The sequence below is a fragment of the Caenispirillum bisanense genome (assembly GCF_039523075.1).
In the GTDB taxonomy this organism is placed as follows: Bacteria; Pseudomonadota; Alphaproteobacteria; order Rhodospirillales; family Rhodospirillaceae; genus Caenispirillum; species Caenispirillum bisanense.
Genome location: NZ_BAAAEP010000103.1, coordinates 1 through 5,543 on the forward strand (window position 1 = coordinate 1; position 5,543 = coordinate 5,543).

The 5,543-nt window shown below is 69.5% G+C and carries 4 protein-coding genes; all 4 read right to left on the reverse strand.

All coding sequences use genetic code 11. The annotated features are described in order from the left end of the window. Window position 1 precedes the first annotated feature (1 nt). Complete coding sequence (locus ABD056_RS22395) at window positions 2-664, reverse strand: hypothetical protein (protein WP_343870471.1); 663 nt, start codon at window positions 662-664, stop codon at window positions 2-4. Then, the gene (locus tag ABD056_RS22400) at window positions 661-2,400 is read right to left on the reverse strand and encodes a hypothetical protein (RefSeq protein WP_343870473.1); all 1,740 of its coding nucleotides are present in this window, start codon (window positions 2,398-2,400) and stop codon (window positions 661-663) included. Before ABD056_RS22400 ends, ABD056_RS22395 begins: the two co-directional genes overlap by 4 nt. 1 nt (window position 2,401) lies before the next feature. Next, window positions 2,402-3,610 (reverse strand): type II secretion system F family protein, encoded by a 1,209-nt coding sequence (locus tag ABD056_RS22405; RefSeq protein ID WP_343870475.1) that lies wholly within the window; start codon window positions 3,608-3,610, stop codon window positions 2,402-2,404. A gap of 4 nt (window positions 3,611-3,614) precedes the next feature. Then, a partial coding sequence (locus ABD056_RS22410) for a GspE/PulE family protein (protein WP_343870477.1) occupies window positions 3,615-5,543 on the reverse strand: 1,929 nt, incomplete at its 5' end.

Sequence of the window (5,543 nt, forward strand, 5' to 3'; positions counted from 1 at the left end):
ATCATTGCGGGGTCTCCTCGCTCTGGCCGCGGACGGCCTCGGCGCTGCGCCAGCCGTAGATCAGCTGGCCCTGCACCAGTTCCACCGGCAGGCCGTTGCGCAGGTCGCGCAGGTGCTCGGCTGTCACCGCCGGCACCCGCTCCAGCCGCGCCCGCTGCAGCACCAGGAAGCCGGGCAGCGCCGTCGGCATGTCGCGCATGAAGGCGGCCAGGTCGCTGTCGAGGATGGCGCCGGCGCGCACGTCGATGGGGGTGTCGATGATGCGGAAATTCTCCGCCAGAACCGGGTCGGCGGGCACGCGGCGGCCCTCCGGGCGCACGGCGATGTCGGCCTGCAGGCGGTTGTTGCGCACCAGCATCTCCACCGCCCGGCGGGCCGCCAGCCGGTTGCGGTCGGCGAACATGCCGCGCGCGAGGAAGGCCTCGTAGCGTTCGGTGTTGTCGGTGACGAAGGCGATGTCGTCGCGCAGCTGCGCCGTTTCCGCCTGCACGCCGCCCAGCTGGCCGCGCAGGCGCTGCTCCACCATTTCCAGCTCCGACAGCGCGTACTGGCCGCCGCCGACGAGCACCACGCCGCCCACCGCCGCCGCCGCCAGCGCGATCAGCGACAGGCGGGTGGGGCGCGCCAGGCGCATCCAGCGGGCCTTCAGCTCTTTCCTGGTCATGGCGCCGTCTCCTTCACCAGGGCGATCCGCATGGTGAAGCCGGCCGCTGCCGTCCCGCCGGCCCCTCCTCCGCCCCCGCCGCTGCCGCCGGAGCCCGGGTCGGCCACTTCGGTGGTGACCGCGGCCGGCGGCGCCGCCAGTCCGGCGGTGGGCGTGCCGGTGCCCTGGCGATCCATGGCGACGCGCGCCACCAGCGTCTGGTCGGGCAGCACCGCCACCGGCGGTCGCAGCAGGGTCACCGTCACCCCCGGCGCCGCCGCCCGCAGGTCGGCCAGCAGCTTTTCGCCCAGGGCCAGCGCGTCCTCGGCGGTGGCGACGTCGATCAGCACCAGGTCGAGGTCGGCCCGCCAGGCAAAGGTCGGCCGGCCGGCATCGGCGGCATCGCCGCCACCGCGGCCGGCCTGCAGCGGGTCGGGCGGCGGCGCGGCGGCGGCATTCTCCAGTTCGAAGACGCGGATGTAGGCGCGGTTGCGCAGGCCGTCGGCCAGCGCCTGCACCAGCGGCATCACCGCCAGCGCCCCCGACTGCAGCTCGTCGGCCAGCGCCAGGGTGCCGCGCATCACGTCGGGGTCGTAGGGCAGCGCGTCGCGCTCCGCCTGGGCGGCGTCGCGGGCGGAGGTGGCAACCGTGATGCGCTCGCCCAGGCGGGTGATGCTGTCCCAGGTGGTCCACAGGCCGTCGCCGGTCATCCAGCTGCCGTAGAGCACGCCGCCCACCGCCGCCACGGCAGCCAGCGGCGCCGCCTTTTCCAGCTGCTTGTGCCAGTCGGATTTCTGCTCCGACGGCCGCACCAGGGCCAGGGTGTGGGCCTTGCGGGTGGCGAACCACGCGGCATGGAGCACGTCGCCGAAGGGCTGGTCGGCCTTGCCGACGCTGCCGAGGCCGAGCCGCCGCCCGACCTCGTGCGGGGTGGTCACCAGCACCGACTGGGCATCCCACTGGGTGGTCCGCAACGCCTCGCCCAGCGCCGGATCGACGATCAGCGCCAGGTCCAGGGCGTCGCCCTCGCGGTAGCCCATGCGCTTGACGTAGGTGAGCGTCTGGCGGAAGTCGCGCGCCATCATGGCGGCGGCCTCGTGCGGCTCCATGTCCTCGGGCGGGGCCGGCGTCAGGCGGGTGAGCATCATGCGGCCCTGCTTGGCGACAATCTGCCGCAAGCCGCCGGTGACGTTCATGGTGGTCATGATGCGCCAGCGCACCCCGCCCTGGGACTTGGCCTCGGCATCGAACAGGGCGTTCATCAGCGCCAGGCTTTCCAGCGGCAGCAGGTGGATGCCGCGGCGCGGGTTGGGCAGGCTTTCGTAGAACGTCACCCAGCCGGCAACGTGATCGGTGCGCGGCAGGCCGCAGAACAGGTAGAACAGCTTGGCGCCGCGCGGGTCCTGGCCCTGGGCCAGCGCCCCCTGCCACATGTCGCCGGGCACCGCCTGGGCGGAATGGCGGCGCACCACCTTGCCCTGGTCCAGGCGGCCGACCCGCGGCACCGCCTCTTCCTTGTAGATCTGCTCGAAGGTGTCGGCCAGCAGGGTGACCGGCGCCTTGCGGTCCTTCTGCAGCACGGCGCGGATTTCGGCGGTGCCTTCCTCCGGCTCGGCGGGGACGATCCAGGCGTTGTCCACCCGCGCCCCCGACAGCAGGGTGAGCACGGTGAACTCCTCACCGACCGTCAGCACATAGCGCCGGCCGCCTCCGCCCAGGCCCAGTGTCAGCAGCGAGGAAAGGGAGCGCGTGGCCATGCTACATGCCGATCTTTTCAAAGCTGTCGTAGATGGGGCCGAGCACCCCGGCGACGATCCAGGCCATCATCAGCCCGGCCACCACCGTCAGGGCCGGTTCCGCCATGGCGATGAGCTTGTCGACGGTGTCGTCGACGTCGCGGTCGTAGAAATCGGTGACGTTCTCCAGCGTGCCCGACAGGTTGCCGCTCTCCTCGCCGATGCGCACCATGCGCGTCACCAGGCTGGGGAACTGGCCCGACTGCTTGAGAGCGGCGGAGAGGGATTCGCCGGTCTGCACCTGCTCGCGCACCACCGTCAGGGCCTCGGTCAGGCAGCGGTTCACCACCACCCGCTGCGCCGTTTCCAGGCACTGCAGGATGGGCACGCCGGAGTTGAACATGACCGCGAAGAAATGGGCAAAGCGCGACAGGGCGATCTTGCGGATGGTCGGGCCGAGGGTGGGTGTCGCCAGCAGCGCCTGGTCCACCTTGTAAGCGAAGGCATAGGACGCCTTCGCCCCCACTTTGATGCCGATGAAGGTGGCCACCGGCAGGGTGATCACCAGCCACCAGTAGTTGGCCATGAAGTCCGACGTGGCGATCAGCGACCGGGTGAGCAGCGGCAGTTCCGTCCCCTGGTCCTTCAGGAAGCCCACCACCTGCGGCACCACGTAGCCCATCATGAAGAAGAACAGGAAGGTGATCATCGCCAGGATGAAGCTGGGGTAGCGGATGGCCTTCTTCACCTTGGCGTTGACCGCATCCGTCCACTTCAGATGCTTGACCAGCTGGCTGAAGCTTTCGGTGATGTTGCCGCTTTCCTCGCCGGCCGCCAGCAGGGCGGTGAACACCGGGCCGAACACCTTCGGGTGCTTGCCGAAGGCCTCCGACAGCGGGGCGCCGTCGGACACGTCGCGGTAGATTTCGGCGATGATGTTGCGCAGACGCGGCTGTTCGGTGGATTCGCGCAGGTCGGCCAGCGCCTCGATCAGCGGCACGCCGGCCGCCGACAGCTGTTCCAGGTGGACGCAGGTCTGGATCAGGTCGCGGTTCTTGACCCGGCGGGCAAAGGCCAGCGCCAGCTTGCGTTCCTGCACCACCGCGGCATCGACCAGCTCCAGCCCCAGCTCGTGCAGCTGCTGGAACAGTTCCGTCTCGTTGACGGCATTGATCTGGCCGCGGACAGAGCGGCCCTTGTCGTTGATGGCGCGGTAGGCGTAAAGCGGCATGGCGTTACAACCTGTCGGTGATGTTCACCGCCTTCATGAGCCCTTCAATGCTCATGACGCCGGCCAGAACCTTGCCGATACCGTCATCCACCATGGGGATGAAGCCGAACTCCCGCGCCTTTTCGCGGATGCGCGACAGCGGGGCGTCGGCGATGATCATCTCGTCGATGGTGTCGTTGAACGGCAGGATCTCCGACACCGCGATGCGGCCCTTGTAGCCGGTGCCGCGGCACTTCTCGCACCCCTTGGGCTGATACAGCACCGGCGGCGTGCTCGGATCGACGCCGAGGATGCGGCAGTCGCGTTCGGTCGCCGTCACCGGCTGCTTGCACGCCTCGCACAGCTTGCGGCCCAGGCGCTGGGCGACGACGCCGATGACGTTGCCCGACATCAGGCTCGGCCGCATGCCCAGATCCTGCAGGCGGGGGATGGCGCCGGCGGCGTCGTTGGTGTGCAGGGTGGTATAGACCTGGTGGCCGGTCATGGCGGCGCGCAGGGCCATGCTGGCGGTATCGGCATCGCGCACCTCGCCGACCAGGATGACGTCGGGGTCCTGGCGCATGAGCGAGCGGATGCCGTCGGCGAAGGTCATCTGGCTGCCTTCGCGGATCTGGCTCTGGCGGATCAGGCTCAGCTCGAACTCGACCGGGTCTTCCAGGGTCATGATGTTGAGGTCGAGGGAGTTGATGTAGTTCATGATGGCGTAGAGCGTCGTCGTCTTGCCCGAGCCGGTCGGTCCGGTGACGATGATGATGCCCTCCGGCCGCCGCACCATGCGGGTGAGCATGGCGAAGTTGTGCTCGGAATAGCCCAGTTCGGTCAGCTGTACCTGGGCGCTGGACTTGTCGAGGATGCGCAGGACCAGGTTCTCGCCGTGCACCGTCGGCAGCGAGCTGACGCGGAAGTCGATGCGCTTGTTGGCCATGGCGAGGGAGAAGCGGCCGTCCTGCGGGTTCAGGCGGTCGGCGATGTTCATGCCCGACATGATCTTCATGCGGTGGCTGAAGGCGCCCCAGTGCTGCTTATGGATGGTACGGATCTGGATCATCATGCCGTCGATGCGGTAGCGCACCCGCAGGAAGTTGCCTTCCGGCTCGAAATGGATGTCGGACGCCTTGCTCTTCACCGCGTCGAGCAGGATGGCGTTGACCAGGCGCACCACCGGGTGAGTGTAGCCGCCGGTGGTGTCGTCCAGGGCCGAGGCATCGACGTCGCCGTCGCGCAGCTTCTCCAGCTCGCGCAGCACGCCGTCGATGGACAGTTCGTGGCCGTAGTACTGGTCGATGGCCTGCTGGATCTCGGTGTCGGAGCACACCAGCGGCTGGATCTCGGCATCGGCCGGCAGGTGGCGCTTCACCTGGTCGAGGGCCATGACGTCGTAGATGTCGGCCATGGCCAGCCGCACCGTCTTCTCCTGCATGGTCACCGGGAAGACGCGATAGCGGTTCGCGACCTCCTTCGGGATCATCTTCAGGAGTTCTGGGTCGATCATGGTGCCGGCGGGGTCGAAGCGCTCGAACCCCGAATCCTCGGCCAGCACGGCGGCCAGGGCCTGCTCGGTGATGAAGCCGAGGTCGACCAGCAGTTCGCCCATCATCTTGGGGCTGCGCTTCTTTTCCTGAAGCGCGACCATCAGCTGGTCCTTGGAGATCAGGCCGCGCTCCACCAGCTTGTCGCCCAGGCGAACCGGCGGCTTGCCGTCGCCACCCGGTTGGGGCTGCTGCGGCTGCTGCTGTTGCGGCGGTGGGGGCGGAGGCGGCGGGGCCTCCACCAGTCGGGGGGCGGCCGGCGGCGGCGGCGGCGGTGGTGGCGGCGGGGCGGCGACGGCGGGAGCGGTGACCGGCGGCGGGGCGGGTTGGGCCGGCTGCTGCGGCGGCGGGGCGGCAACAGACGCGCCCGCCTCCACCGGCGGCAGCGGCGGCAGGAAGGTGAG